The organism is Candidatus Pyrohabitans sp. (assembly GCF_054014795.1).
The window spans coordinates 25,652-50,891 of sequence record NZ_JBPMGE010000094.1 but is presented as its reverse complement, the minus strand read 5'-3'; the positions used below and the strand labels follow the sequence as shown (position 1 = coordinate 50,891).

The 25,240-nt window shown below is 52.9% G+C and carries 28 protein-coding genes and 1 tRNA gene; 13 read left to right on the top strand and 16 right to left on the bottom strand.

The window, feature by feature from the left end; all coding sequences use genetic code 11:
• Positions 1-51 precede the first annotated feature (51 nt).
• The 3 genes from oadA to ACXJJW_RS10345 are packed head-to-tail and all read left to right on the top strand — an operon-like array spanning position 52 to position 2,471.
• Positions 52-1,785: a sodium-extruding oxaloacetate decarboxylase subunit alpha gene (oadA, locus tag ACXJJW_RS10355; protein ID WP_456475668.1), complete on the top strand. Its 1,734-nt coding sequence runs from the start codon at positions 52-54 to the stop codon at positions 1,783-1,785.
• Between the two features lie 28 nt (positions 1,786-1,813).
• On the top strand, positions 1,814-2,227 hold the full coding sequence (locus ACXJJW_RS10350; RefSeq protein WP_456475667.1) for a pyridoxamine 5'-phosphate oxidase family protein: 414 nt from the start codon (positions 1,814-1,816) through the stop codon (positions 2,225-2,227).
• Between the two features lie 37 nt (positions 2,228-2,264).
• Complete coding sequence (locus ACXJJW_RS10345) at positions 2,265-2,471, top strand: type II toxin-antitoxin system HicB family antitoxin (protein ID WP_456475666.1); 207 nt, start codon at positions 2,265-2,267, stop codon at positions 2,469-2,471.
• On the opposite strand, the gene ACXJJW_RS10340 is transcribed toward ACXJJW_RS10345, so the two are convergent.
• The 4 genes from ACXJJW_RS10340 to ACXJJW_RS10325 all read right to left on the bottom strand — a co-directional run bounded on the left by ACXJJW_RS10340 (position 2,464) and on the right by ACXJJW_RS10325 (position 6,043).
• Complete coding sequence (locus ACXJJW_RS10340) at positions 2,464-2,652, bottom strand: type II toxin-antitoxin system HicA family toxin (protein ID WP_456475678.1); 189 nt, start codon at positions 2,650-2,652, stop codon at positions 2,464-2,466. The genes ACXJJW_RS10345 and ACXJJW_RS10340 overlap by 8 nt on opposite strands.
• A 118-nt stretch (positions 2,653-2,770) precedes the next feature.
• Complete coding sequence (locus ACXJJW_RS10335) at positions 2,771-3,679, bottom strand: ABC transporter substrate-binding protein (protein WP_456475665.1); 909 nt, start codon at positions 3,677-3,679, stop codon at positions 2,771-2,773.
• Positions 3,669-4,790, bottom strand: coding sequence for a sulfopyruvate decarboxylase subunit beta (gene comE, locus ACXJJW_RS10330; RefSeq protein WP_456475664.1), 1,122 nt, complete (start codon positions 4,788-4,790; stop codon positions 3,669-3,671). Before comE ends, ACXJJW_RS10335 begins: the two co-directional genes overlap by 11 nt.
• Positions 4,787-6,043 (bottom strand): cysteate synthase, encoded by a 1,257-nt coding sequence (locus ACXJJW_RS10325; protein WP_456475663.1) that lies wholly within the window; start codon positions 6,041-6,043, stop codon positions 4,787-4,789. The genes comE and ACXJJW_RS10325 overlap by 4 nt, the downstream gene beginning before the upstream one ends.
• Before the next feature lie 198 nt (positions 6,044-6,241).
• On the opposite strand from ACXJJW_RS10325, the gene ACXJJW_RS10320 reads away from it, so the two are divergent.
• The gene (locus ACXJJW_RS10320; RefSeq protein WP_456475662.1) at positions 6,242-7,162 is read left to right on the top strand and encodes a calcium/sodium antiporter; all 921 of its coding nucleotides are present in this window, start codon (positions 6,242-6,244) and stop codon (positions 7,160-7,162) included.
• Here the strand turns inward: ACXJJW_RS10320 and ACXJJW_RS10315 are convergent.
• The gene (locus ACXJJW_RS10315) at positions 7,154-8,071 is read right to left on the bottom strand and encodes a sensor histidine kinase (RefSeq protein ID WP_456475661.1); all 918 of its coding nucleotides are present in this window, start codon (positions 8,069-8,071) and stop codon (positions 7,154-7,156) included. The genes ACXJJW_RS10320 and ACXJJW_RS10315 overlap by 9 nt on opposite strands.
• A gap of 206 nt (positions 8,072-8,277) precedes the next feature.
• On the opposite strand from ACXJJW_RS10315, the gene ACXJJW_RS10310 reads away from it, so the two are divergent.
• Positions 8,278-8,511 carry a cytochrome b5 domain-containing protein gene (locus tag ACXJJW_RS10310; protein WP_456475677.1) on the top strand — a complete coding sequence of 78 codons (234 nt, stop codon included), beginning with the start codon at positions 8,278-8,280 and terminating at the stop codon, positions 8,509-8,511.
• A gap of 289 nt (positions 8,512-8,800) precedes the next feature.
• Here the strand turns inward: ACXJJW_RS10310 and ACXJJW_RS10305 are convergent, their stop codons facing one another.
• Positions 8,801-10,288 carry a phosphatidylinositol-specific phospholipase C domain-containing protein gene (locus ACXJJW_RS10305; RefSeq protein WP_456475660.1) on the bottom strand — a complete coding sequence of 496 codons (1,488 nt, stop codon included), beginning with the start codon at positions 10,286-10,288 and terminating at the stop codon, positions 8,801-8,803.
• Positions 10,289-10,551: 263 nt separating this feature from the next.
• A tRNA-Thr gene (locus tag ACXJJW_RS10300) sits at positions 10,552-10,624 on the bottom strand.
• Between the two features lie 97 nt (positions 10,625-10,721).
• Between ACXJJW_RS10300 and rnhB the strand changes: the two genes are divergently transcribed.
• Positions 10,722-11,354, top strand: a complete 633-nt coding sequence (gene rnhB, locus ACXJJW_RS10295; protein WP_456475659.1) for a ribonuclease HII — start codon at positions 10,722-10,724, stop codon at positions 11,352-11,354.
• Here rnhB and ACXJJW_RS10290 read toward each other — a convergent pair whose 3' ends face one another.
• Positions 11,355-12,767, bottom strand: coding sequence for a DHH family phosphoesterase (locus tag ACXJJW_RS10290; RefSeq protein WP_456475658.1), 1,413 nt, complete (start codon positions 12,765-12,767; stop codon positions 11,355-11,357).
• Between the two features lie 147 nt (positions 12,768-12,914).
• On the opposite strand from ACXJJW_RS10290, the gene ACXJJW_RS10285 reads away from it, so the two are divergent.
• Together ACXJJW_RS10285 and ACXJJW_RS10280 are read left to right on the top strand one after the other, a co-directional pair.
• Complete coding sequence (locus ACXJJW_RS10285) at positions 12,915-14,051, top strand: pyridoxal-phosphate-dependent aminotransferase family protein (RefSeq protein ID WP_456475657.1); 1,137 nt, start codon at positions 12,915-12,917, stop codon at positions 14,049-14,051.
• The gene (locus ACXJJW_RS10280) at positions 14,048-14,518 is read left to right on the top strand and encodes a phosphatase PAP2 family protein (RefSeq protein ID WP_456475656.1); all 471 of its coding nucleotides are present in this window, start codon (positions 14,048-14,050) and stop codon (positions 14,516-14,518) included. The genes ACXJJW_RS10285 and ACXJJW_RS10280 overlap by 4 nt, the downstream gene beginning before the upstream one ends.
• On the opposite strand, the gene purQ is transcribed toward ACXJJW_RS10280, so the two are convergent.
• From purQ to ACXJJW_RS10245, 7 genes are all read right to left on the bottom strand, one after another.
• Complete coding sequence (gene purQ / locus ACXJJW_RS10275) at positions 14,515-15,318, bottom strand: phosphoribosylformylglycinamidine synthase I (protein WP_456475655.1); 804 nt, start codon at positions 15,316-15,318, stop codon at positions 14,515-14,517. The genes ACXJJW_RS10280 and purQ overlap by 4 nt on opposite strands.
• Entirely contained in the window at positions 15,315-17,651 is a 2,337-nt protein-coding gene (gene purL, locus ACXJJW_RS10270; RefSeq protein WP_456475654.1) for a phosphoribosylformylglycinamidine synthase subunit PurL, read from the bottom strand. The genes purQ and purL overlap by 4 nt, the downstream gene beginning before the upstream one ends.
• 3 nt (positions 17,652-17,654) lie before the next feature.
• Positions 17,655-17,882 carry a phosphoribosylformylglycinamidine synthase subunit PurS gene (gene purS, locus ACXJJW_RS10265; protein ID WP_456475653.1) on the bottom strand — a complete coding sequence of 76 codons (228 nt, stop codon included), beginning with the start codon at positions 17,880-17,882 and terminating at the stop codon, positions 17,655-17,657.
• On the bottom strand, positions 17,879-18,892 hold the full coding sequence (locus ACXJJW_RS10260; protein ID WP_456475652.1) for a homoserine dehydrogenase: 1,014 nt from the start codon (positions 18,890-18,892) through the stop codon (positions 17,879-17,881). The genes purS and ACXJJW_RS10260 overlap by 4 nt, the downstream gene beginning before the upstream one ends.
• Position 18,893: 1 nt before the next feature.
• On the bottom strand, positions 18,894-19,397 hold the full coding sequence (locus ACXJJW_RS10255; RefSeq protein WP_456475651.1) for an ACT domain-containing protein: 504 nt from the start codon (positions 19,395-19,397) through the stop codon (positions 18,894-18,896).
• A 5-nt stretch (positions 19,398-19,402) separates the two neighbouring features.
• Complete coding sequence (locus ACXJJW_RS10250) at positions 19,403-19,942, bottom strand: hypothetical protein (protein ID WP_456475650.1); 540 nt, start codon at positions 19,940-19,942, stop codon at positions 19,403-19,405.
• A gap of 89 nt (positions 19,943-20,031) precedes the next feature.
• Positions 20,032-20,217 carry a MerR family transcriptional regulator gene (locus ACXJJW_RS10245; RefSeq protein WP_456475649.1) on the bottom strand — a complete coding sequence of 62 codons (186 nt, stop codon included), beginning with the start codon at positions 20,215-20,217 and terminating at the stop codon, positions 20,032-20,034.
• Positions 20,218-20,321: 104 nt separating this feature from the next.
• Here ACXJJW_RS10245 and ACXJJW_RS10240 point away from each other — a divergent pair, with 104 nt between their 5' ends.
• A complete protein-coding gene (locus ACXJJW_RS10240) occupies positions 20,322-20,678 on the top strand; it encodes a winged helix-turn-helix transcriptional regulator (RefSeq protein WP_456475648.1) in 357 nt (118 codons plus the stop codon).
• On the opposite strand, the gene larE is transcribed toward ACXJJW_RS10240, so the two are convergent.
• A complete protein-coding gene (gene larE, locus ACXJJW_RS10235) occupies positions 20,675-21,430 on the bottom strand; it encodes an ATP-dependent sacrificial sulfur transferase LarE (protein WP_456475647.1) in 756 nt (251 codons plus the stop codon). The genes ACXJJW_RS10240 and larE overlap by 4 nt on opposite strands.
• Positions 21,431-21,491: 61 nt before the next feature.
• On the opposite strand from larE, the gene ACXJJW_RS10230 reads away from it, so the two are divergent.
• From ACXJJW_RS10230 to ACXJJW_RS10215, 4 genes are read left to right on the top strand one after another with little or no spacing between them, the layout of a single operon-like run.
• Complete coding sequence (locus tag ACXJJW_RS10230) at positions 21,492-22,502, top strand: LVIVD repeat-containing protein (protein WP_456475646.1); 1,011 nt, start codon at positions 21,492-21,494, stop codon at positions 22,500-22,502.
• Positions 22,489-23,928 carry an ATP-binding protein gene (locus ACXJJW_RS10225; protein WP_456475645.1) on the top strand — a complete coding sequence of 480 codons (1,440 nt, stop codon included), beginning with the start codon at positions 22,489-22,491 and terminating at the stop codon, positions 23,926-23,928. Before ACXJJW_RS10230 ends, ACXJJW_RS10225 begins: the two co-directional genes overlap by 14 nt.
• A 1-nt stretch (position 23,929) precedes the next feature.
• A complete protein-coding gene (locus ACXJJW_RS10220) occupies positions 23,930-24,574 on the top strand; it encodes a response regulator (RefSeq protein ID WP_456475644.1) in 645 nt (214 codons plus the stop codon).
• Positions 24,558-25,109: a thioredoxin family protein gene (locus tag ACXJJW_RS10215; RefSeq protein ID WP_456475643.1), complete on the top strand. Its 552-nt coding sequence runs from the start codon at positions 24,558-24,560 to the stop codon at positions 25,107-25,109. Before ACXJJW_RS10220 ends, ACXJJW_RS10215 begins: the two co-directional genes overlap by 17 nt.
• Positions 25,110-25,240 lie beyond the last annotated feature (131 nt).

The following is a 25,240-nucleotide window of genomic DNA, read 5'->3' as shown; positions in this document are numbered from 1 at the left end:
TACCGTTGAGACTGCTCGGCCTAATTGCGGCTTTACAAAATTAGAGAGGTTATGAGCGTGGCCAGGGTAAAGATTACAGATACAACTTTTCGTGATGCGCACCAGAGCCTGGCAGCAACGCGCATGCGTATGCGTCACATGCTGCCAATTATTGAGAAGATGGATGAGGTGGGCTTCTTCTCCTTGGAGGTGTGGGGTGGTGCCACCTTCGATTCGTGCATCCGCTATCTCAACGAGGACCCATGGGAGCGCATCCGCACCTTCAAGAAGCACATGAAGAACACGCCAACACAGATGCTCCTCCGCGGGCAGAACCTCGTTGGTTATAAGCACTACAGTGACGACATAGTGGAGAAGTTCGTGGAGAAAGCCCATCAGAACGGTGTGGACATATTCCGAATCTTCGACGCCCTCAACGACCTGAGAAACATGGAGTTTGCTATACGCGTTGCGAAGCGTCTGGGGGCGCATGTTCAGGGCACAATATGCTACACCACATCGCCTGTGCACACCATCGAGAGCTTCGTTGAAATGGCGAAGCGTCTGGAGGAGCTGGAGTGCGACTCGCTGTGCATAAAGGATATGGCAGGGCTTATCTCACCCCAGGCCGCGCGTGAGCTTGTGACAGCACTGAAGAAGGAGATTTCCATACCCATAAACCTGCACTCCCACTGCACCTCCGGCATGGCGCCCATCGCCTACTTCGCCGCTATAGAGGCGGGCGTGGACATTATCGACACTGCCATGTCCCCCTTTGCGTGGGGCACCTCGCAACCGCCTACTGAGAGCATGGTGGCTGCGCTCAAGGGCACGCCCTACGACACCGGCATCGACCTCGAGGCTTTTGCTGAAATCACGCCCTTATTCAAAGAGGTGCGAAGGCGCTACGATGCAATTATCGATGACATCTCAGAGATGGTGGATGTCAACGTTCTGCTCTACCAGATTCCAGGAGGGATGATGTCCAACTTGATATCCCAGCTCAAGGAGCAGAATGCACTTGACCGACTGCAGAAGGTGCTTGAAGAGGTACCCCGAGTGCGAAAGGACCTGGGCTACCCGCCTCTGGTTACACCCACATCGCAGATAGTGGGTACGCAGGCGGTGATGAATGTCCTGGTGGGCGAGCGCTACAAGGCTGTGCCCAAGGAGGTTAAGAACTATGTGCGCGGGTTGTACGGCAGGCCACCTGCGCCCATAGACGAGGAGGTAAAGGCGAAGATAGTCGGCGATGAGGAGATTATAACCTGCAGACCTGCGGACCTGCTCTCGCCCCAGCTCCATCTGCTTAAGGAGGAGGCGGAGAAGCTGGGGATAATTAAGAAGGAGGAGGACCTGCTCACCTATGCGCTCTACCCCGCCGTGGCTGTGAAGTTCCTCAGAGGTGAGCTGCGCGAGGAGCCACTGCCAGAGAAGCGCGAGACAGAAGCAGAGGAGGAGAAAGGCATCCCGACCGAGTACGTGGTGGAGGTAGATGGCGAGGAGTTCAGTGTGCGCGTTAAGCCGGTGGGAGGTTTCATAGAGATTACCCAGGCGAAGGCGGCGCAGCAGCGGGCAGCGCCAAAGGATGTGGAGGGCGGCATAAAGGCGCCGATGCAGGGAATGATAGTGAAGCTCAATGTGAAGAAGGGGGATAAGGTGGGCAAGGGCGATGTTGTAGCTGTGCTGGAGGCCATGAAGATGCAGAACGATGTCGTGGCGAGCCATGCAGGGGTTGTTGAGGAGGTCTTTGTGGAGGAGGGAACCAACGTTGCGGCTGGCGATGTTATAGTGGCGGTAAGATAATAAAGTCCTGATACATAGAGTTTATTTCATGATTCCCGAGGATGTGCTTAAGGCTTTTGACAACCTGTGCTATGCCGAGAAGCCCCTGGTGTGGGTGGCGACCTCCTGCGACGATGAGCCCCACCTCGTACCCGTGTGCTTTGTGAAAGCCCTGGATGATGGGAAGCTGCTTATAGGCAACGTCTTCATAGCGCGCACTGAGCGCAACATTGAGAGCAACCCGCGAATCGCTGTAGCGGTTGCCTTTAAACGCGAGGGCTGGGACGGCTACCTGCTCAAGGGCAGGGCGGAGGTTTTAAGGAAGGGCGAGCCCTTCGAGAGCTTTAAGCGGGAGGTGCTGGAAAGGAGCAGCGGAAAGCGGGAGCTTCGCTCAGCACTGCTCCTGAGCGTGGAGGAGGTCTACTCGCTGGCTCCGCGTAAGGGGAGGAAGAGGCTGGTTTAGCAAAGGTTTTTAATGGTATCTTCCCGGTGGTAGATTGATGAAAATAAAGGTAGTAATAAGAAAGGGGGAAGACGGATACTACATTGCTGAATGTCCAATGTTGAAGGGGTGTGTCTCTCAGGGTAAAACTCCAAAAGAGGCTCTAGATAATATTAAAGAGGCAATAGAGCTCTGGCTTGAAACGTACAATGAGATTGTCAAACCCGGGAATAAAAACGAAGATGTTGTCGAAGTGGTCATCTAAGTAATTTCACAAATTCATCTGTAGATAAACCCGCTTTTTTAATTAAGCTCCTCAATGTTCCTCTATCAAGTTTTCTGTGTAGAGGAATCGTCAGAATAATATGTGAACCTTCTTTTATCATCGTTACATGACTACCCTTTTGTCTGGCCACTCTCCAACCCGCTTTTGTAAAAGCTTTTATTGCATCATAACCAGAGATTATAGGAAGTTTCAGATTACAGCCTCCTTGCCGTTTATTTTAAATGTCTCTCTTTCAGGGTTCCTGATTGTTTAATATATAAAAATACTTCCCAAAACTGCTACAGCCTCAGCCCCTCGCCGTAGTGGTGCCCCTCCTGGTGTACCTCTTGGATAATCTCGGGATAGAAAATCTCTGCCTCGCGGAGCTCCCTCTCCAGGTAGCCCAGCTCCAGCATCACGGGCACAAAACGCATTGTAGATTCAACGTACTCTCTGGGCAGAGCCGCGCAGTACCGCGGCGAAAGCTTAATCGCTTCGAGGGCGAAGTCGCTGTCCACGAAGCCCAGCACCAAGGCAGCCACCTCAGCCGCCTTCCTGGGCTGGGTGATGATTAGGTTGTTCGCCTCCTCATGCACCTCCAGGAAGAGGCGCAGCTCCTTCGAGTCCAGGAAGTCCTCCCTCGCCACTATCCCGTAGCTGGGGTTGAAGCGCCAGAGCTTCGAAGGCGGGATGGCAATCACTGCATTGAGCTCTTGCACGAGAAGCGTCACGAGGGCAGGTGTTCCAATCGCCGCGGATATTTCCCCTGCCTCAAAGGCGAGGGGTATGAAGTCCGCCCAGGGGTAGTTTACAACCTTTGCTTCGATGCTGTGTGCCTTGAGGAGGTGGCGCAGTATTATGTCGTGGATTGAACCTCTCGGTGGGCAGCCTATGCGCGCTTCCTTGAGAGAAGCAACAACCTCTTCGACGCTTCCCCGGATGCCTCCACGGGTGCACAGCACTGTGCCTTCCACATGCCCGCCAGCTACGCACTTCAGCGGCGCGCCTCCAGCTATGCCCACCATCGCCGGCGGCAGACCCACATAGCCCACGTCCACCTCCCCCCGGGAGAGCGCCTCAACTATCGCGGGACCGCCTCCGAAGAGCCTCCAGCTCGCTTTTATACCCCTGCGCTCCAGCAGGCGAAGCCCCCGCATGAGCAGGGCGGTGTGGTAGACCGTTGAGAGGTGCCCTACCCTAATCCTCATCCCTCAGAAACCTCATAACATTGGTTTTAATCTCCTCCGGTGACAAGGGGATGTTGCTCACCTCAGCATTTCCGGGCTTCACCACCACGTGCACAAAGCGCGGCGGCGCTGAGCTCCGCATCGCATGCGCCACTTCCTCCGGCGAAGCGGCGCGGAAGACGCTCGCTATGCCCATGGCGCAGGCAAGCATCCCGAGGTCTGCGCTGCGCAGCGCCGCTGTGGTCTGGTTGCCGGTGCTACCATAGACGCCGTTGTCCATCGCTAAAATTGTCAGATTCCGCGGCGCCATCTCGGCGACTGTAGCAAGGCAGCCGGCGTTCATCAGCAGGCTCCCGTCGCCGTCTATAACTACAACCTCCTTCCGCGTTCCCAGAGCTATGCCCAGCCCTATCGGAGTTGCCATGCCCATGCTGCCCAGCATGTAGAAGTTGGAGCGCTGGTGGAGCACGTGGTAAAGCTCCTTGCTGGGCACCCCCAGGTTGCTCACCACCACCCTGCCGTGGAGTTCTTCCCTTATGCCGGCGAGGATTTCGAAGCGCGTATGCCTTGCTGCAGCCTCTGGTAGGGCGAACCTTCTTCCTGTCACCATCCTTTCGTCCCTTACGCCGGGCATCTCGAGCAGGCTGCCCTCCCACACCTTGGGGCTGAGCAGCGCCGCTGTGACGCAGCTCTCCTCGAAGGCGGCGGTTGCGATGTCCCCTATTTTCTGTATGTCCTCCTTCTCCTTCACCTCCACAAACTCTATTCCGAGAGCTTTCAGGAGCCTGGGAACATACCTGCCCATGGGCTTCTGCGCCACAATCTCCTCCTTATAGACGCCGCGCCAGCTTATTAAAATAAAAAGCGGAAGCCTGTACAGCAGCGTAAGCGATGCCAGGGCGTTGAGCATATTCCCCACGCCCGAGGTCTGTACCAGCATCGCCGGCTTGAGTCCAGAAAGTGCAGCACCCGCAGCGATGCCCACGCCCTCCTCTTCCCTGGTTAATGGTACATGCCTCAGCTCTTCCGCGATGAGGTGATGCAGCCCCTTAACCCTGTCGCAGGGCAGCGTGAGCGCAATGTCCGTGCCGGCGTTCTTTAAGAGCGCCACCACCTCTTCCTCAGGCTTCATAGCTCCAGCTCCTCCAGCTCCTCATCGCCAGCATCCCTGCTCAGGGTATAGTTCTCTCTTAGCCTGCGAAGCTTTTTATCCTTTCGCAGCCTCACGCTTCCGCCGCCAGTGACGTTGAGGAGCACCTTTTCGCGCTTCCCGATGCTCCCCCTCTCCACCGCCTGCAGCAGCGCTGCCACCGCCACGCTGGCGGCGGGCAGAATGTCGATGCCCTCCAGCCTTGCGAACAGCGCCTTAGCGCGCTTTGCCTCGCTGTTCTTAACCCCATACATCTCCCCCCGCGTAGCCACGAGTGCATCGTAGACCCCGCCAGCTACGCCGTAGGGCGGGTAGCGGTTTGAAAGCACCCGCGCGTAGATAAGGTCCAGCACATTCTCCGCCTCTGGTATGTCCCGCTCGGGCAAAATCTCCCTCCTGCCTGCGCGCCATGCGCTGTACATGGGCGCCATTGGAAGATTCTGAGCCAGGTGGAGTTTAGGTAAACTTCTGCCGAAGCGCCCGTCCTCGAGGAGGCGGAGCGCAGCCTCGTAGGCGGCGATTGCGCCGCTGCCGCTCCCCACCGCCTGGAAGTAATGGTGGGGCATACTCCCGATTTCAAGCGCAGCATCAAGAAGCACCGTGGCCAGGCCGTCGCGTCTCGCAATATTTCTGGCGCCTCCCTCGTAGGTGAAGCCCTTTATCCTTGCGAGGCGCTTCGCGAGCGCTATGCTGTCCGAGTAGTCACCGTCGGTGATCATTACCGTCTCCACATACCTGCGATCATAGCGCGGAAGAAAGACGCCACAGAGGCACTTTTTTGGCACCAGGAGAACAACAGGAAAGCGTTCCTGCGAGGCTGCGGCGGCGAAGGCTTTTGCAGTGTTCCCGGCGGAGGCCACAAAAAGCTTTGAGATACCCTTCTCCTTCGCATAGCGTACAGTTACAGTTGCCTCAAGCTCCTTAAAGGTGCACGTCTCCATCCGCATGCCCCGCTCCGGCCAGTAGCCGTTGAAGGTTATGTAGAGATTTTCCAGTCCCACCTCCTCTGCCAGACCCTCGCTTTTGTAGGTCAGCGGTTTCTCAGCATAGCTTGAAGCCTCCTCCACAGGAAGCCAGTCGATAAAGCGCCATATTCCGGCGCGGCGCCTGAGGTGCAGCTTCTTTTTCTGATATATGCTCCTTGTCAAACCCCTGTGAGTGGGGCAGGAGAAGTTGAATGGCTCACCCTTTATAATCTCTCCCCCCTCAAGGCAAAGGAGCTGAAACTTCTCCATGAGGATACCTCATTAATTAGAAAAAATCCTATCATTGTCAGTACAACCTGAAAATCGTCCAAATATCTTTGCAACAAAATTGGGTGATGAAAAATCATAAAGCTGCCCATGCCCCTGGGGAGGCTCCAAGCTGAATGCCGAGGTTATCTTCGTCATTAATGGGGCTGTTAAGCTGCCATAACCGGTGGGATGCTGCTCATGATAATAAGTTTAATTACTCTGGCTTTCTCAATAGTATTGCTGGCATACTCCAGCGACTACTTCACAGAAGGTGCTGCAAAGGTTGCGCGCAGGTTTGGGGTTTCAAAGTTCATTATAGGTGCAGTGGTCATTGGCTTCGGCACCTCTTCGCCGGAGCTCTTTGCCTCTGTTTATGCGTCCTTCTCGGGCAGCGGAGGCATCGCCATAGGAAATGTGGTCGGCTCAAATATTGCAAACATAGGTCTTATACTTGGTTTAGCTGCCTTCATCAGGGCGGTGGTTATCAGGAGAGATGTGGAGTTCAGAAATGGCATCATCTGCCTTTTGCTTACTGTGCTTGCGAGCATATTGATTGTCTATGGCGATGTGGTGTCCTTCCAGGATGGTATGCTCCTCCTCCTGGTATTCGCCTTTTATATCGCATACTCAATTAAAAATCCGGTCAACTCCACCATCGTCCCGGACAAAACTGAGGATGCCAGAAATGCAGCAGCTCACGTCGTGTTCGGACTTGCCGGGGTGCTTGCCGGCAGCGTGCTGCTCGTAAAATCCGCTGTGGCAATTGCCCATGCCATTGGCGTACCCGAATCGGTTATCGGCCTGACACTGGTTGCCTTCGGCACAAGTGTACCCGAGCTTGCAGTCTCAGTGGTGGCAGCAAGGAAGGGCTACTTTACCATGGTGCTGGGAAATGTCATAGGGAGCAATATTTTTAACCTCCTCCTCGTGCTGGGCGCTTCCGCGGCTGTCAACCCTGTTTTTGTTGATGATGGAATAGCTTTTAGGAGCACACCCATAATGCTGATAATTACCGCCCTTATGCTGCTATTTATGAGAACCGGGTGGAAGATTAACAGGAGGGAGGGGATGCTCCTCCTCCTGTGCTACGGCGTATTTCTGGGTGTGAGTTTAAGCTGACCTATGAAGGGGCAGTATAACATAGACGGTGGTGCCCTTTCCAACCTCAGACTCCACCCAGATCTTCCCTCCATGCGCCTCTATTATTCGCTTCGCCACTGCCAAACCTGTGCCTGTGCCGCCGTAGCGCCGTGTTGGGCTTGGGTCGAGCTGGGTGAGGGGCTTGAATACGTCCCTGAGTCTGTCTTCGGGAATACCTATCCCTGTGTCGCTCACAGCTATCATTGCCAGGTCCCCCTCCTTTGATACCTTCACCCTTACCTCCCCTCCGGTACGGTTGAACTTTATTGCGTTATCCAGTAGATTTAAAATTGCCCGCTTCAGCTTAATCGCATCAGCCAGAATCTCACCTTCGTAAGCAAGGTCAACCTCCAGCTTCACATTTCTTTTCCTTGCCTCGTCCTCCTTCTCCTTGACTGCGCTGTTAACTATCTCGGCAAGGCTGACGCTCTTTTTGTGAAGTGTTAAGTCTCCCCGCTGAACAGCTGCCACCTGGATGAGGTCCTCCACAATGTCATTGAGCCTGTGAAGCGCTGCTGTAGCTGACATTAGCTCATCTCTGCGCTCCTCATCATCCTCCTCCATCGCCGCAAGTTCAATAAAACCCTTGGCTATGGTTATGGGTGTGCGGAGCTCATGGCTTACGTTGGCAATGATGTTGCTCTTTAGTTCGTCTATCTCCTTCAGCTCATTGTAGGTGCGTTCCAGTTTCTGGTGTGCCTCCTTCATCTGAAATCTGAGCCGGTGTTCCCGGATGAACCCATATCCCACAAGTATCATCAGGGGAATCAAAAGACCAATCAGCACAGCGGCTACGGGGCTCATCATAAAATGTTCATAAAAGCTCATGTGATATCTGGTTCTCTCATACCCCCAGTATATGATGTTGAAGATTACTCCTGTGCTCATTATAAAAATTCCTAATGCATATACCCTGGGGGGAATCTTCTGTTTCACGGTGGTCCCGTTATTATAATCTAATCGGAACTACTTAAATATAGCGAAGCATATGGGTGTATCCTGTACTGTCCGAGATATTTGCGGTATCAAATTTTAAGTAAAGTTTTTATTGTTTTAGCAGTATATTTACTGAAAAATTTCATGGAGGGAGGTAACTGAAGACTTTTACCAGAGAGGAGCTGAAGAAATACAATGGCTTGGGAGGAAATCCTGCCTGCGTGGCCTATAAGGGGAGAGTCTATGATGTTTCAGAAAGTGCGTTGTGGGAAATCGGCTCTCATATGGCCCTGCACCTGGCCGGCTATGATTTGACGGAGGCTGTTAAGGAAGCCCCTCATGATGCGAGCAGACTTGACAGATTCCCTGTGGTGGGGGTGTTGAAGGATTAAAAACATAACTTCTATGTGACGTGGTTGTAAACGCCGTGCTTAAAGCTGGTGGAAGCATTCGGGGATTGCCGGCGGGACGGTATCATTACGGGGGCAAAGACGCTGAAGCTGGTGTCTCATCAAGTCCGGAAACATCAGAATCAGAATAGCTGATGTCAAGGTAAACCCGGGCTACCGAGCTTTGGTGACCTTGAGGTATCTGCAGCCTAAAGGGGCAGAAGCGGGAGACGAGGAAGAGTTGACTTTTATGTTGCTGGAGTAAGTTTTATAAATACACAGTACGGGGTCATTATTGAACACCTTTGATAAGGCATTCGGATATCGCCTGCTGTACAACGGTAGTTTTCTCAACAAAATCCAGAGAAATAATATTTGCCTTCTGTGCCCATTCGCTACCAGCCTGGAACCAGTTGCCCACATCTGGACTTAGAGGATGGAGGGGTTTAAGAGGAGTTGGTGTGAGAATCGCACAGATTGACCAGAGCCCCTCGTTTTGGTGGCTCTTCTTCATTTCCTCTGATATTGCTGCATAAAGGTCATCTATGTCAGTTTTGTCAAACCACTTCTGGTCAACACCCGGGAAGAAAGAGTTCTGTCTGTCATCACGGTTCCAGGCGACAACAACGCGACCGGGTGTTTTCCATATTTCTTCAAGCGTGGGAATCCTGTTCGGGTATGGGTAAATCAGGTCTCCCAGCGTATCAATTACCACATTCTGAAGTTCATCATAATCAAAATGACCATTAAGCTCTACAAAGCGATGAAAATCCAGAATAACAACTTCTTGCATATTCCTGCTCAGGAAGCCTTTCACCTGCTCCAGTGCATCCTTAAGTGTGACCTTAGTTCTCCAGGTGTCATGAACAAGAATGAACCTCTCATCACCAGATTTGTCGTTTTGGCAGCCAACCCTCATGTCCAGGACCCGTACACCATGGTTCAGCTGGTCATTAATGTTCAAATCCTGACAGGATGCCCAAGGTATGGAAAAAGGAGAAACCATGTCATAAGTTCCGGAATCATGAGAACATACCAGTGTTAGCTCGTTGAGGGGGAGATGTCCGATCACGGGGCCATATGTTTCCATCCAATTTTTGATATATGCCGGACTTTCAATAGCGGTGTAATCCTGTGAGGGATGCGCTTCCTGTAAGGCAATTCCCTGCTCGGGACTCACTCCAAGAGCTTCACCCAGTATTTTATGCAGGTCGCCCTTAGATTTAAGATGCCCGGTAGCTTCCAGCCTGGCTAACAGGTCAGTAAATGACAGTTTCTCGGATTCTGCTCCTGCAAGTGTGAGCAGGTGTTTTTTGAGTTTCTCTTCGGTAGCAGGGAAATCCACCCTTCTGATGTACACTGGTGTAGGAGAGTGTTTAATTGGTACTTTGACTCCCTTCTTGATTGCACAAAAAGTTAAGGTCACCGTTCCATTATGTTTCCAGCCTAGGTCAACAACTTGCGGGAATGGTTGGGGAAAGAACTCTGGATCTTGGATTGTGTTCTGCCAGTCAACCTGCAGATGACGCCATCTTGCCTGAATCTCAAAATGACGCACAGGGTTGGTCCCAACAATCTCATATCGAGCTTCACCGGCATCATCTGACCATGTCTTAAAAATATTTTCACACCACTCAATGTATATACTGGGGCACTGTCCTGGTGAAATTGTTTTTGGAAAGTGGTCGTCCCATGCATTCATTTGATAACTATGAATATATGTAAGCTCCAAAGTATACGGCGAAGCATTAATTATTTTTAGACATCCACCTTGTCCCATATCTCCAACACCCCCCCTTTGGTTATTCTTATTTTTAGGATGTTAAGCTGACTTTCCTACTATATAAATTTTATGCAAATGCTGTAGATGCTGTAGATGCTGTAGTATCTTGTCTCATAATCGGATTTTTTCAAGTTTAAATCTCCTCCACTCCTCTGCCGCTATATAAGCCATGACGGCATAAAATAGGCGATGTTAAACTGAAAGTGTGCGACAGTGTTTCCAATATGGTTTTCAAAAGGGGATTTGTACTTTTTGTCGCAAGCCCCCGGGGGGATTTGAACCCCCGACCTGCTGATTACGAATCAGCCGCTCTTCCAGCTGAGCTACGGAGGCACTTCGTCACGCCGGAAGCAAGCTTCCGGGTAACTACTGCACAAAGAGCACTTTCACATAATATAACTTATTTATACCAAGAGCCCAACTTAGAAGCATGAAGGTCCTGGGCATCGACGAGGCGGGAAGAGGTCCTGTTTTTGGCAGCCTGATAGTCGCAGGCATAACCTGTGAAGAAGAGGAACAGGAAGCCCTTCGGGAGCTGGGTGTAAAAGACTCAAAAAAATTATCCCGGAGGAAGAGGGAGACAATCTTTGAAGAACTGGTCTCTTCCTTCACCTATCGTGTGGTGGAGTTTACACCCCGGGAGATAGACTCAAGGCACCTGCGCAGGGAAACCCTCAATCAGATGGAAGCCCGGGCGATGGTTGAACTCATAAATCACTTCTCCCCAAAGGTGGCGTACATAGACTGCATAGGTCCCAGCGCCAGAAGATTTTCGAGCCTGCTGGCGAATTCTGGTATATCCTGCTCACTGGTGGTGGAGCACCGCGCAGATGAGCGCTACCCAGTGGTCTCAGCAGCCTCAATAATAGCAAAGGTATTGCGCGACAGGAAGCTGGACAGCTTTAAACAATTATACGGCGACTTCGGAAGCGGCTATCCCAGCGACCCAAAAACCCGTGCCTTCCTTGAGAAACACATCAACGAGACCCTTCCCGACTTTGTCAGAAACTCCTGGCGAACCCTCTCCAGATTTAAAAACCGCAGTCTCGACAGCTTCGAGTAGCTACTTCTCCTCAAGCCCCACAGCTCTGAAGAACCTGTCTGTGATTGCCTCCTCCGCCAGCCTGAGAAGTGACTCCTTGTCCTTCACCCTGCCGAACAGACCGAGGGGTATCTTCGCGGCAGCAGCGGTTGCATGCCCTCCGGCGCTGCCAATGTTTCCAAAGGCCTTCTGCATGACGTCGCCCAGGTTAATCCTTATATCCTTATTCCTGCCGGAGATATGAATCACATCACCGCCAATCCCGTACACAAGCACAGTTGAGATGCCCTCCAGGCGGAGAAGATAGTCGGCGGCCTGTGGAAGCGTGTCGCGGTCCCTGATAAAGCCCACATTGGTGAGAAGGAAGCTGCCCCTTACCTTCCTGTTGCGTATCGCCTCACTCAGCACATCGAGGGTTTCAGCCGACATGAGAGGAGTCTCAATCTTGAGGAGGAGGTCGTGGTCCGCCTTTGGGTAGAGAAGCGCCACGGCGCGAAGGTCATCGCTTGTGGTGCCCCGGGTGAAGTTGTTGGTGTCTGTCTTTATTCCGTAGAGCAGTGCCGTCGCGAGTTCTGGGGTTATCTCTATGTTCAGATTTGTGAGGTACTCCGTCAGGATTGTGGACGTGGCGCCCACCTCAGGGCGTATGTCCTTGTATGTCGCCACCACCCTGTTCTCATCCACCGGATGGTGGTCTATGACTATGTCTGGGATTACGTTCTTGGGCAGAGAGTTGTTCTCACCAGGTATGGAGGCTTCGACAAGGGCTATCTTGGAATAATCCCGGAGGTCGCGGACCTTGGCTATGGGTATAAGCGTTATGCCGAGCAGGTTGACAAGGGCACGGTTCTCCTCGTGACCTATCTCGCCGCCGTATATTATGTCTGCCTTACTGCCCAGCTTCTCTATAATCTGCTTTAATGACAGGGCACTGGCAATGGCGTCCGGGTCGGGGTTATCCTGGGTTACTATTGCCACACCCTTGGGGGCATCCTTCAGTATGTTCTGAAGCATTTTAAGCTTCTTCTTGAGGTCAAGGTCCTTCAGCGATTTTATTGCTTCCTCAGCTACTACGGCGGTTGGATATATAATAACGTCTATATCCAGGTTTTCGAAATCCTTTGCACTGCTGTCTTTGGCGGCACGGAGGAGTATTGGAACTTCTCTGCTGAGCTCCCTTACCGCCCTCGCGGCGCGCTTGTTCAGCTCGACATCTGTGGTTAAAATGAGTACCGCTTCTGCCTCATCTACATTTGCAGCCCTGAGCGTGGCGATGTCGGTTATGTCCCCCTTTATCACATTCTCAAAATTCCTCTCCTTGAGGGTCTCAATCCTCTTGTCGTCTATGTCTATGATAACGAGGTTTTTCTTCTGCTCCTGAAGCCTGCTCGCCGCCAGGTATCCTGCAGTGCCGCAACCAAGTATCACGTACATGGGACCCACCTGAAAAACTAGGTGTCAGCTTTCATAAACCTTTCGCATGAAAATGGAGATGTGGTATCCTGAATAGAAATATTTATTAGACTCCCCTGATTTACCTTTAACCCACACATTCTTATGGAGGTACGCAGGTTGAAAGATATGAAGCTTCTGATTCCCGGTCCAGTGGAGCTGGACAGTGAGGTTCTCCTGGCCATGGCGAGGCCGCTGATAGGCCACCGCACACCCGACTTTGAGGAGATACTCGTGGAGTGCTGGCGCATTCTCAAGGAGGTTTACCAGACGCGCAACGATGTGGCGATTATCACCGGCTCCGGCACGAGCGCCATGGAGGCGGCCGTCGCAAGTGTGGTTAAAGAAGGCGATGAGGTAATCTCGATTACAGGCGGAAAGTTCGGCGAGCGGATGGGTGAAATAGCCCAGGCGTTTGGTGCAAAAGTTAAGCAGGTGGATGTGGAATGGGGCAATACCTTCGCCATAGAGGAGGTTGAGCAGGCTGTTGCTGAGAGCAACGCCGTGGCGATAACCCTGACCCACAATGAGACCAGCACAGGCGTGGTGCACAATGCAGAGGCGGTGGGCAAGCTGGCAAGAGAGTACGACCTGCTTTTTATTGTGGATGGTATCACCAGCGTTGGCGGCGATGAGGTGAAGACAGACAAATGGGGCATTGACCTGTGCATCACGGGCTCGCAGAAGTGCCTCGCAGCTCCTCCGGGTTTGGGCTTCGTCGCAGTTAGCGAACGCGCGTGGGAGGCGATAGAGGGCAATACAGGGAGACGCGCCTACTACCTCGACCTCGCCAAGTACAGAAAGTCCCTGGCGAAGAACACCACACCCTTCACACCCTCTGTCACACTCATCTACGGGCTCTATGAGGCGCTCAGGAAGATAGAGGAGGAGACTCCAGAGGCGAGGATAGCACGCCACCGCACGCTTGCAAGAGCAACCAGGGAGGCAGCGAAGGCAATGAACCTGGAGCTGTTTGCAGCGCCTGAGTGCGCCAGTAACACGGTTACGTCGATAAAGATTCCCTCCGGGCTCGGCGACGACGATGTGCGTGGCGTGCTCAAGCGGGAGCACGGCATCCTAGTAGCGGGAGGACAGGCGCAGCTTAAGGGCAAAATCTTTCGCATAGGGCACATGGGCAATGTTGGCTTCGCTGACCTGGTGCAGGTACTCGCCGCGCTGGAGCTTGTGCTCAGGAAGGCCGGGCATAAGCTGAAGCTGGGTGAGGGCGTTGCAGCGGCAGAGCAGGTTCTTGCAGAACAGAAATGAGGGGCACTTCGCCACACCGCAAGCGGAGCCTGCGGGCAATCCTCGATGGCTACATCTCGGGCGGAATATTCCTCCTATGGGTGGCGCTCGGTGCCTATGCGCTGCTGGGCGCTGGAGCTGGCAAAGCAGCCTACCTGTGCGCTGTTATGCTGCTCAGCCTCGCTGTGAACACTCTGCTCAAGCTGCTGTTTAAAAAGGAGAGGCCCCAGGAGATAGACGCGAAGAGCAGGAAATTCTACCTGGGTGCGCAGCGCTACGCCTTTCCCAGCGCCCACGTGCAGCTGGCATTTACAGCGCTCGCCCTGATTCAGAGCTTTTTCCCTTCTCTAGTTGCAGAGGCGGTGCTTTTGAGCTTTGCCACGCTTATATCCCGCCTCTATCTGGGCAGGCACCGGCTCAGTGATGTCGTCGCCGGTGCTGCGCTTGGGTACCTGCTCGGGTACGCGGGAGTTGTGGCATATCCCTAAAACCTCTTGGCGACGTAAGAGAGCATCCCCTCAAAAACAGCGTGACCGTCGCCCTCAGCTTCTTCGTCGTCGCCGCGGGTCCAGTCGGGATACATGTAGCGGTAGAAGGCACGCTCGGGGTGGGGCATCATCCCCATTATTGTGCCCTCCGGGGAGGTTAAGCCGGCGATGTCGGCGTAGCTGCCGTTGGGGTTGAGGGGGTATTCACCCCGTGCCAGTTCCCCGCCTGCAGTGCAGTAGCGCAGCGGAATCTGATGATTCTCCTCAAGCTGTGCAAGCATGCGCTCTTCCTCGCCGAGGGGCAGCACCACCCTGCCCTCTGCGTTTGCCACGGGCATCCGCGCAATGTCCTTAAGCTTGATGGTGAAGGGTGAGGCGTTGCATTTCCGCAGGTAGACCCACCTGTCCTCAAAGCGCGCTGAGACATTCTTCGCCAGCGCCAGAGCTGCCTCGCCAATCTCTGCGAAGGGCAGCAAGCCAGACTCAACCAGCACCTGAAAGCCGTTGCAAATCCCGAGGATGGGCTTACCCTCGTCCACAAAGGCTTTAAGCTCCCTCCTCAGGTTATGGCTAATCATCTTCCCAAATATTGCGCCGCTTCGTATGCGGTCGCCGAAGGAGAAGCCGCCGGGCAAAACCAGAGCATGAAATTCCTCAAGGCTGCGCTTACCCCTTATAAACCTGTTAACATGCACCACCTCTGCCCTAGCTCCAAGCTCGACTATAGCTGCTGCGGTTTCAGCATCGCAGTTTGTGCCCGGACCGCGGAGCACAAGCACTCGAGCCTCGTCCAGCTTCACAGCCTCACCCCGCTCTGCCAGCTCTCCTTGAGTTCCTCTATGCCCTCGCGAATAAGCTCTCTCCCGCGGTGTTTAACCACCACCTCTTCGCCCCGGGTTTCGCCTATCCTGGCGAAGGTGGTGCCCTGCATGAGTGCCTCAAACTCCTGTGCTTTGCCTGGCGGCACCTCAACAAGCAGGCGGGAGTTGCTCTCAGAGAAGAGCAAAAGATCGTAGCGCATGGGCTCAGCCACAGGCACGAGAGAAAGCTCAACCTCGGCTCCAACCTTGCCTGAGAAGCACATCTCGGCCAGAGCCACACCCAGGCCGCCCTCGCTCAGGTCGTGGCACGCTTTAACCAGCCCAGAATCCATCGCTCTGGTAAGCGCCTCGTAGGTAAACCTGGCTTTGGAAGGCTCAACCTTGGGCACACTCTTACCCAGGAAGCCCTTGAGCCTGTAGTAGTGTGAACCTCCCAGCTCTGGCTTTGTCTCGCCAAGGAGGTAGATAAAGCTGCCCTCCTGCTTGAAGTCCATGGTTGTCGCCTTTCGCACATCCTCGACGATGCCAAGCGCAGAGATTAAAAGCGTGGGTGTAACCCCGCCCTGAGGCGACTCGTTGTAGAGGGAGTCCTTGCCGGAGATGAAGGGCGTGGCATATGCCTTTGCGATATCGTAGCACGCCCTAGCTGCTCTGACCAGCGTCGCTAAATTATCTGGTTTTTCGGGATTGCCCCAGCAGAAGTTGTCGAGGAGGGCTATTCTACGCCCTCCCACTGCGATGTTGTTGCGTATCGCCTCGTCTATTGCCGAGGCAGCCATCCAGTAGGCGTCAATCTTGCCGTACTCAGGGTTCAACCCGTTGGAGATTGCTATACCACGCCATGAGCTGCGCAGCGGCTTGAGCACCGCCGCATCACCGGGACCGTCGCATGCTGCACCCTGGAGGGGCTTTAATACCGTCGCCGCCTTCACCTCGTGGTCGTAGGTGCGTATTATACTCTCCTTGCTCGCCACGTTGGGCATAGAAAGAAGGCTGCGAAGGTCTTCCCCCGGGTCTCCCGGTGTAAAGCTGGGCTCTTTTAACCCTGGCGGCGACCAGCTTGCCCTCCTCTCCACACGAGGTATGCCCTCAAAGAGGAAGTTCACATCTAGGCAAGCCACCCTCTCTTCGCGGTAGTAAATCTCGAGCCTGGGCTCTGGGATGAGCTCTCCAACGGGGGTAGCCTCAACCTCCTCCTCCGCGAAGATTTCGAGCACCCTGTCGAGATTTGAGGGGGGCACAATCAGGAGCATCCTCTCCTGCGACTCAGAGACCCAGATTTCCCAGGGCTTCATGCCAGCGTACTTTAGGGGCACGCGCTCCAGGTATACCTTCGCACCGCACCCGAAGCGGTGCGCCTGCTCGCCCACTGCGCTGCTCAGCCCACCCCCGCCCAAATCGGTGATAGCACTTCCCAGCTCCTCCTCGCGCACCGCAAGTATGGCGCGCTTTATCTTCTCCTCCTCTATTGGATCGCCTATCTGCACAGCGGTGCCGAATATCTCCTCCGCCCCCTCCTCCAGCTCCGCACTGGCAAAGGTTACACCATGGATGCCATCTCTACCTGTGCGCCCGCCCACGAGAAGGAGCACATCTCCCGGTTTGGCCTCGCACTTGTACTTGCTCTTCTTCACAATGCCCACGGTGCCGCAGTAAACCAGCGGATTTGTTACATAGCTCTCGTCAAAGAAAATCGCGCCATTAACCGTGGGTATGCCCATGTTGTTTCCGTAGCTTCCTATCCCGGCGATTACATACGTGAAGATAAAGCGCGGGTGCTTTACCCCTGCAGGAAGCCTCCCGTAGGGGTAGTCAAGCGGCCCGAAGCAGAGGACATCTGTATTTGCTATCGGCTCACCCCACACGCCGAGCACATCCCGGATAACCCCTCCGACGCCTGTGGCGGCGCCGCCAAAGGGCTCAATAGCACTCGGATGGTTGTGCGTCTCCACCTTAAAGGCTATGGCATAGTCGCCCTCGAAGTCGACGATGCCGGCGTTGTCCTCAAACACAGAGAAGCACCACTCTGGTGAAAGCTCCCGCGTCACCCTGGCTATGGTGCTTTTGAACAGGCTGTCTATTACCTCGCCGTCGCAGTGTATTACGCCCTTAAACGTCTTGTGCACACAGTGCTCACTCCAGGTCTGGGCAAAGGTTTCAAGCTCCACATCTGTGGGCTCACGCCCCAGCGAGCGGTAGTAGGCCTGTATCCGCCTCATCTCCTCCAGGTTGAGCGCGAGCTGGCGCTCCTCGCTTATCCTCATAAGCTCCTCTTCACCGGCGCTGAGCAGAGGGATAACCTCAACCACCACCTTCTACTCCACCCTCCTTATCTCATAATCCTGACTTACCGGATTCGCAAGCAGACGGCGGCACATGGTCTCTATCTCCTCCCGCCCGTAGTCGCCCTCGATTATAAAGAGCTTCGCTGTATGCACCTCCTTAACCCCATCGAAGCCCAGCATCTTCAGCCCATAGAGTGTCGACTCGCCCTCCGGGTCCTGGACCCCCTTCTTGTAGGACACGCGAACTTCCCACTTCATCGCCTTCCCCTCTTCTTCCATATAGCAATAATATCGCTGAGTATTGCACTCTGCGTCTCTATTGCGCCCGCACCCTTGCCCACGACGGTGACCTCACCGGCGACGTCGCAGTGAAGCATCGCCACATTGAGTGCGCCGTCCACATTGAGGGGATGCGTCTCCGGGATTAGCCTGGGTGAAACCTCGATGTGGTTGTTCTTGACCTCGCCGATGAGCTTTATCACATAGCCCCTGTCCTTTGCGAGGCGAATTGCCTCCGGTGTTATCCGGGTTATTCCCCGCGTCTTAACATCGCCGAAGGTTACGTCTATACCCATTATAGCATTCGCAAGTATCACCAGCTTGCTCGCAGTGTCGATGCCCTCTATGTCGTAGGTGGGGTCGGTCTCGGCATAGCCAAGCTCCTGCGCCTCCTTAAGCACATGCTCAAAGCTCGTACCCTCGCGGGTCATCCGCGAGAGTATGTAGTTGGTGGTGCCGTTGAGTATCCCCTCTATCGCTGTAACCCTGTCCCCGCTCAGCGTCTCTCTCGCCAGGTTTATCACAGGCATCGCACCGCCCACGCTGGCCTCAAAGCGGAACTCCACGTCATGGCGGGCAGCCTCTGTAACTAGGTCGCGGTACCTGAGGGCGAGAGGCCCCTTGTTGGAGGTTACCACGTGCTTACCTGCTTTAAATGCTGCAAGCATGTGGCTCAGTCCTGGCTCACCTGTCTTTATATTCGATGGCGTGGCTTCAACTACCAGGTCGGCGTCTATCTCAGCTATCGCCTCGACGCCCCTCATCTCCAGGGCACCGGGGTAGTTGACTATCGCCCTCGTTCGCCTCGCCACCTGAAGCGCCTTCTCCAGGTCGAGCCCCCCTTCTGCATAGGCGGTGCCGCTTATGTCGGTTATTGACACTACCTCAACATCAAGGGAGTGGCGCTGCTTTAGCTCTTCACGCTTGCGAAGCAGCACCTCCGCAAGCCCCTGACCGATGACCCCAAAGCCTATAATCTGAATGCGCATCCTATACCTCCAGGCTGCGAATTATCTCCAGGTCCTTCTCCTTTGCTATGGAGTAGACCCTGTCCATGACCATGCGCTTGTCAACGCCCTGCGAAACCTCTATGTCAACTATAGCAGAGGACTCCTTCTCTGGATGGGGCATCGCCAGACTGAGGTCCGAGACCATAACCCCCTTCAGGGCGTTTATCCTGTCTATGGTGTCGCGCAGGTCGGTGTCCACCACATGGCCAACGAGGAGGAGGGTGATTGTCTCCTTTTTTGTCGCCTCCCCCACCTTGGCTACACGCACACCGGACTTTTCAAGCTCCTTTATAATGCGCTCAAGGCTCGCCTCATCCGCCACATCCAGGGTGAAGTGCACCGGCACCCGGCCCGCGCGCAGCTTCTCCTCTTCGCGAAGATGGATTATGCTTATCACATTGCCGCCGTACTTTGAAATCGGCTCCAGGGCAAGAAGAAGCTGCCCCGGCGTATCTTTCAGCTCAAGGTCAAGACTAACCCTCATATTTATCACCACAGCTTTCCTTCCTCTCCCCATAAACCAGTGAATGGACCGGACTCCTCCTCTTTAACTTCAGGCTTCTTTTTCTTCTTTCGCTTAACGGTACGCCTTCTCTTCTTGATGCCTCTGTCAGCGAACTTAAGCAGGGTGCCGTAGTCCTCAAGCAGGTGCTCCAGGCTGTGAAGCGAGATGTTCTGGGTGAAGTGCTTGTTGGCCTCATATATCTCGCCGGTGAAGTCCCTGAGCGCCTCCTTCATCTCCGAAAAGGTAGCGTGGTCCGTCAGATTAAAAAGAAAGTCCTTGTCCAGGTAGCGGCAGAAGTCCAGAAGAAAGGTTTGAACCACGTACCGTGCAGCATAGCTGTCGCGGTCCATGCCTGAGATTATGCCGATGAAAAGCCTTATCTGCTCCTCCACAGCCTCGCGGGAGGTGATGTCGGCGAAGAATTTGTTACCCCTTCGCATGGATGTGAACTCATCACCACCCTGCTTGGAGGTCTCTGCCTCATAGGCGCGGAGCGCTTGCCTGAACTCCTCTTCGCCGAACATGCAAGAGAGTTTGAATGAGGGGAATATATAATTTCCGATGGTTCCAGTGCTGGCTCGGGTGGGACGCCCTACCAGCACGACAGTCTATCTCATCCCTGCCTTATCTCCCTTATTGCCTCTTCCACGCCTGCAATCTCCCTTTGCAGCTCCCTCTTGTACTCCTCAAGCATCTCTATCCTCTCCTCTGACGTGAGGAATCGCCTGGCTCCCAGACAGCCGCATCCGCAGGGGAAAGCTCTTCGAAGTTGCACAGGTGCAGTACATTCTCTACACATTTTTCTACCTCCAAAACTTTATGTTCTGCAGTAAGTATAAATAATAAAGTATTTAAACTATCAAGTTTATAGTGGTATAGGAAGTAAAGAAAAGGTGAGGCACTGTGCAAAGAGAAAGTAATGGTTGTATAGAAAACAAAGAAGATGAAATCTGTTTATGCCCTATTGAAGGAATCATAAATATTATCAGCAAAAAATGGGCACTGCTAATTATTAGCGCTCTGGGCAACAATGAAAAACTGAGGTTTAATGAAATAATGGAGAATTTAGAGAGTATAAGTCCAAAGACGCTGTCTGACAGGTTGAAAGAACTGGAAAATGCCGGGTTAATAAAAAGGGAAGTTTTTGCAGAGATACCGCCAAGGGTGGAATATTCATTGACCTGCGATGGAATTGAACTCAGAAATGCAATGCTGCCTTTGATGGAATGGGTTTCTAAAAGAGAGAAGGCGCTAGATTAAACATCCAGAGCCTCCACATCGATAGTGGCATACGCAAACCCCTGACTCCTCGCAGCCTTAAGAATTTCCATCCTCCTCTCCAGAGCGAGCTCCTGCTCACCCTCAAGAAACTGAATCCTGAGCAGAGAGTCGTGAACCCTTGCCCTCACCGCAGAGAACCCGAGCACGCGGATATCCTCCTCAACCCGGCGGACCCTCTCTATAATCTCCCGCCTTATCCACACCTCGTGGGGAATCCTGGTGGCAAGGCAGCTCTCGGGTGCAGGCAGAGGCAGGCTCACCCTTCCCGCATACTCTTCTATCTCCTCCCTGCCCAGCCTCGCGTCTATGAGCGGCGTCAACACCCCCTCCTCGTACAGCGCAATAACAGCCGAGCGGTAGCTGTGCAGGTCGCTCCTGTCGCTGGCGTCCATGACGCAGGTGTAGCCCCGAGCCTCTGCAAAGTCCTTGAGCGCCTTAATCATGTACTTCTTGCAGAAGTAGCATCTCTCTGAACTGTTCTCGATGAAGCCTCTGTCACTGAGCACCTCCACTTCCACAACCTCGTGTCCAATCCCCAGAGTGCGAGCCACATCCTTTATCGCATCCATATTCGGAAGCAACCCGTTGTCCACGGTCACAGCGACAAAGTCCTTACCCATCTCCTTCAGTACATGGGCGAGAAATGTGCTGCTCAGTCCTCCGGAAAAGGCAAGCACTATCCTGTCTCTATCCTTCAGTACAGCTCTGAGTTCCTCCAGCTGAGTGTTCATTACCTAACAGCTCTGTTCTAACAAAGAAAATTTTAATTGACGGTAGGGTTATTAATTCAGAATGGTGAAGGAACAGAAAATGCGCGAGTTTGTGCTGTTGTTCATGATTCTGTTTGCAGGCTGCACAGGAAGCACAGAAGAGAGCTCCTCGCCGGGGGAGAGTATGGAGCAGTCCACCGGCTTTCTCGACGTCTTTGTTGACTACCCCTATGCCTATGTCACATCGAGCTGGGGGGTGAGTATAATTGACTTCTCAGACTTCGACAATCCCCGTCTCGTGGGCAGCATGAGAACCACTGGACAGGCAGAGGGCATACTTGTAAAAGAGGGCTATGCATTTGTGTGCGACGGCCTGGACGGGCTTAAGGTTATAAACGTCTCAAATCCAGAGGCACCAGCGTTTGTTTCAGCTTTCAGCTACAGGGGAAATCTTAAGCAGATTGTGGCGAGGGGCGATGAAGCCTACATAGCAAACTTCGACAGCACGGACGGTTTACTTGTGCTGAACATCTCCAGCATAGAGAACATTACCCTTATAGGCAAATTTGACCCTCCCGGTTATGAACATGTGCGGGACCTCTTTGTGGATGAGAACTACATCTACCTCGCAGATTTCACAGGGGGCATGAGGATAGTCGAGAGGAGGAATCTAAGCCTGGTGGCAACCTATAAAAGCAGGGGCGTGGCATATTCCGTGGCTGTGAAAGATGGAATTGCCGTTCTTGCGGATAGCGATGCTGGCGTTGATATAATAAACATTACGCAGGCAGAAAAACCTGTAAAGCTCAGCAACATCAACACTAAAGGATATGCGATAAAGGTAAAGCTTCTGGGTAACATAGCCTTTGTCACCACCGGTAGCCATGGGCTATACGTGTTCGATATAACCATACCAGCAAAGCCGAGATTGCTGTCCCATTATGACACCCCTGGCAATGCCTTTGGGTTCCACATAGACGGGGATATGCTTTACTTGGCGGACTTCAATAATGGTTTGCTGGTGCTGGACATCTCGGATCCAATCTCTCCGCTGCTGGTATCCCATTTCCTGCTGGGAGGTGAGAGCCATTAGAAGGTTGAGCGTGGGCACCAAGGTTATGCTACTGGTGGGCTTTGTGATGCTGATGCTCATCTTTGGGCTGTTCTCATGGATATACGTCATAAACGAGAGGCACATGGAGAGTCTGCTGAAGGAGCAGGCAAAGGGTATAGCGGATCAGGTTGTTCTGGTGAGGTTGTGGAACGCCCAGAATAAGGAGCGGATTGAACCTGTGCTTTCTGTGCTCTCCAACCGCAAGTTCTCCTATAAGTGGAAGATGGTTTCCAAAAAACCGATAGGAACAGAGAATCTGCCGGAGAATGAATTCCAGAGCATAGCCATAGACAGGTTCCATGATAGCGAGCCCCGCGATATGTACAGGATATACGAGGCAAATGGAAAGAAGTACTTCGAATATGCGGGGCCGATAATAATGGAGGAACCCTGCCTGCGCTGCCACATCGACCAGGGTTACAGGAGTGGTGATGTGCACGGCGCAATTGTGGTGACCATACCCATGGACGAGGCGATGCAAAACCTCCGCGAAACCAGGAGAACCCTCGCCTTTTCGGCGGTGGTACTCCTCTGGAGCATTATTGTTCTCCTGTATTTCATAATTAAAGGCACGATTATTATGCCGATAAACATCCTTAAGGATGCACTGAGCAGGGTGGGAAAAGGAGATTACAGCGTTGCAATAGATGTAAAACGCAACGATGAGATAGGTGACCTGGCGGCAAGCTTCAACCGGATGGTGCGTGACCTGCGCAACAAGGAAAAACAGATTATCAGGAGCGAGAAGCTTGCCACCCTGGGCAAGCTCGCTGCAGGTATTGCCCATGAGATCAACAACCCTCTTGGCAATATCTCACTGTACGCCCAGATGCTGATTCAGAAGGTTAAAGATAAAAAGGCAAAGAAGAAGCTCAGGATCATTGAGGAGCAGGCAAATCAGGCTGCAAGGATAGTTAAGAGTCTTCTGGAATTCTCAAGACAGATGGAACCAAAATTCAGAGATGTGAACTTAAATGAGGTGGTTAGCAAAACTCTCGAGATACTCCAGCCTCAGATATCTATAAATAATATAAAGGTAATAAAAAATTTGAATAAAACTCTGCCGGAGGTGAAGGCAGACCCCGCACAGATACAGCAGGTGCTGGTAAACATAATAAACAATGCAATTGAATCTATGCCCGGAGGAGGTACTCTTATAATAGACACACGGCGAAGAGATGGAGAGGTCGAGATAAGCATCACAGATACCGGTGAAGGTATCCCGGAGGAGAACCTCAGTAAAATCTTTGATCCCTTCTTCTCGACAAAGGGCGTGGGCAAGGGTACCGGTCTCGGGCTGAGCGTGAGTTATGGAATAATTGAACGTCACGGAGGGAGAATAGAGGTCGAGAGTGAGGTTGGCGTTGGGAGCACCTTCAGGATAATTCTTCCACTGGGTGAGTGAAATGGCGAGGATATTGATAGCAGAAGATGATGAAGGGTTGAGGACTGGACTTGAGGAGATGTTGCGGGAGGATGGCTATGATGTGGAGAGCGTGGAAAATGGGGAGAAGGCGCTGGAGAAGATAAAAAATGAGAACTTCGATGTGCTGCTCACCGACCTAGTCATGCCGAATATGAGTGGAATGGAGCTGCTTGCAGAGGTAAAGAGGATAAAACCGGAGGTCAAGGTGATAATAATTACAGCCTTTGCGACCATAGACAGCGCTGTGGAGGCGATTAAGAAGGGTGCAAGTGACTACATAGAGAAGCCCTTCAAGATAAACGAGGTCCAGAATACCATTCGCCGTGTGCTTGAGGAGGCGAAGTTTGAGAGGCGCAGCAGCGCACTCACGGGTACGATTTCCGACGAGATTATTAAGGCACTCTCAAATCCAATCCGGCGGCAAACCCTGGAATACCTGTATTCCCGGGGTAAGGTCAGGTTCAGGGATATCCGTGACCATCTTGGTATTGAGGATCCTGCAAAGCTGAGTTTCCATCTGAAGATTCTGAAGCAGGCACAGCTGATAGATCAGGACCAGGATAGAAAGTACTTCCTCAGCACCACCGGGAGGGAGACCTTAGAGGTGCTTGGAAAGGGTCAGTAGTATGGGCAGGGGCATTTCTGAGGTTAAGGGAGAGGTGGTCATCAGGGTTAATGATGGCACCGAGATGGAAGGATTTCTCGAGAAAATCAGAAGTACTTTGCCCATGATAAAAATTAAAGAGGACGTGGGAGTAACACCTGCGCCCGCACTGCGCATTGGAAACATCTACTACCATGGCATACCAAAGCACAGGGAAGCCGAGGCGTTTGAGGAGATAATCAGGATTATAAGCGGCGTTCGCGAGAGCAATGAGTTGCCATCCATAGACAGCATGGAGATAAAGATATTCACCACGCCCACCTGCAGGTACTGCTCCAAGGCGGTGATAGCTGCAGCAAAGCTCGCCAAAGCAAGCGAGGGAATCACGCTACACATATACGACGCCACGGAGTTCAGCGCGCTGGCAGATTCCTATGAGGTAACTGCGGTGCCCAAGATTGTGATAAACGATATTGTTTTTATAGAAGCCCAGACCACAGAAAAGAAATACAGGGAGCTGCTTCTTAAAGCGATTGAGCATCTGAGGGGTAAGTGAGTACAATTCCGAAATGGGAATAAGTCTACTCGAGGGATTCTTAAATGACAAAGTTTAAAAATTTAATTAAGTAATTATAAAATAATTATGTAAAAAAATTTATATAATCCTCCCCCAAAATTATCTAGGGG